Origin of the sequence: Escherichia sp. AM3, from assembly GCF_032029835.1 — a bacterium.
Classification (GTDB): domain Bacteria; phylum Pseudomonadota; class Gammaproteobacteria; order Enterobacterales; family Enterobacteriaceae; genus Escherichia; species Escherichia coli.
Genome location: NZ_JAVUPQ010000307.1, coordinates 1 through 1,313, shown reverse-complemented (window position 1 = coordinate 1,313; position 1,313 = coordinate 1). Strand labels below are relative to the sequence as shown.

Below are 1,313 nucleotides of genomic sequence, written 5' to 3'. Positions count from 1 at the left end.
TTACCATCGGAACGAAAATTGCCAACAGATGGGTAATGGCACCAACGAGAGCCTGATGAAAGGGAGGGCGATCCTCCAGTTCAAATATCAGGTCAGAACCTGCATGGTTTATATCAGACATCCCTTCACTCCTTTTAAAGTAAATTTGATCATCTGAATTAGTAAAATAAATTCCCACGAATTTGGGGCGCAGGACGCCTTGAGAACGGCTTATCTCATTTTCGCAGTCACTATTTAGTCATCGTTCAAACAGAGAAACAGGCCGCCGAAGCGGCCATTTATTATTTATATTTTTTCCAGCGCAGTGAGTATTTTCTCCGGTGTGAAATGCCATTCGCGTAACCAGATGCCGCATGCATCGTGAATTGCGGTAGCAATCGCCGGAGCTGCGCCATTTACACCGATTTCCGAGATCGATTTCGCCCCGAACGGGCCGACTTTATCGTCGCTCGGCACCAGCACAGCGCGGAAATCACGCGGAATGTCACCAATTTTCGGTGCGCCGTAACTGCGTAAATCACGCGTTAACGGGTGACCTTCGGCGTCATAAATGATCTCTTCGCTCATACTGTGGCCGATAGCACGCAGGGTGGCACCGTAGATTTGTCCCAACGCTAACTCTGGATTGACCGGTGTACCGCAGTCCAGCAAGGCGTAGAATTTATCCAGGCGGATTTCACCCGTACGCGTGTTGACGGCAACTTCAGCGAAGTTTGCGCCATACGGGAAGGCGAAATCAGGCGTGATATAACTGCCAGTTCCCACCAGTGAACCAAAGCCGGTGCCGGTTTCGCCTTTATGGGCAATATCCCCGAAACTAACTTCGCCTTTCTTGCCGCGCACGACGCCCGGCGTTGCCAGTTGAACATCTGCCACTGGCTCACCCAACATTTGCGCGCCGTGGAACAGAATTTTCTCCCGTAGATTTTCCGCTGCCAAACGCGCCGCGTTACCCGAGAAGCAAGTACCGGACGAGGCATATGCGCCTTTATCAAACAACGCATGATCGGTATCACCGGAGATAACATGCACGTCCTGCGGTGGGCAGTGCAGCACTTCTGCTGCCAGTTTCGTCACTACAGTATCCAGACCAGTACCAATATCCGCACCGCCAGAATGAACGATAAAGGTGCCGTCCGATTCCAGTTTGATCATGCAGTTAGCCTGATCGATATCCGGGATACCCGATTTCTGCATGATAATGGCGACGCCGCGACCGATGTGCCAGTCACCATTTTGCGGTTTCGGTGACGACCATTGGATCATCTCGCGACCCTGACGCAGGATCTCTTCCAGTGCACAGCTGGCGGCGG

The 1,313-nt window shown here is 52.1% G+C and carries 2 protein-coding genes; both read right to left on the bottom strand.

Translation table 11 applies throughout. From position 1 onward, the window contains the following. Positions 1 to 121: hypothetical protein (locus RTW80_RS25340; RefSeq protein ID WP_312720811.1), on the bottom strand; the 121-nt coding region annotated here is incomplete at its 3' end. Positions 122 to 285: 164 nt separating this feature from the next. Beyond that, a partial coding sequence (locus tag RTW80_RS25335) for a molybdopterin cofactor-binding domain-containing protein (protein WP_312720809.1) occupies positions 286 to 1,313 on the bottom strand: 1,028 nt, incomplete at its 5' end.